The sequence below is a fragment of the Oleiphilus sp. HI0061 genome (assembly GCF_001635675.1).
The window spans coordinates 1-334 of sequence record NZ_LWFE01000816.1 but is presented as its reverse complement, the minus strand read 5'-3'; the positions used below and the strand labels follow the sequence as shown (position 1 = coordinate 334).

The window sequence follows — 334 nt, the reverse complement described above, 5'->3', positions numbered from 1 at the left end:
CACAGATAAAGACAGATGGGCCTGCAATCAGTTTTCTCACTTCATGCTGACTTTTGCCACAAAAGGAGCAGTAAAGTAATTTACCGTTATCTCCGCCCTTACCGTTTTTTTCATCGGTCATCAGATTTCCTACTTACTGTACAAAGCGCCTCTTCGAACGCCTGCGCGCAATGAAGCGGCTCTTACCGCTGCGCGATATTCATTTAATCGCCTGAGAAGTCCTATTCGAGCAGCTTAAGCTCTATCTTCCCAGGCAAGTGCCCCTCACTACTACTCTGCCGACGGACGCTTTTCAATCACTGAGTCAATTAAACCATATTCTACTGCCTCAGCA

General features: G+C 46.7%; 1 protein-coding gene. It reads right to left on the bottom strand.

The genetic code is table 11. The features are described from left to right. Positions 1-121 (bottom strand): ClpX C4-type zinc finger protein (locus A3735_RS28825; RefSeq protein WP_156499579.1); only part of this gene is annotated, 121 nt, incomplete at its 3' end. Positions 122-334 lie beyond the last annotated feature (213 nt).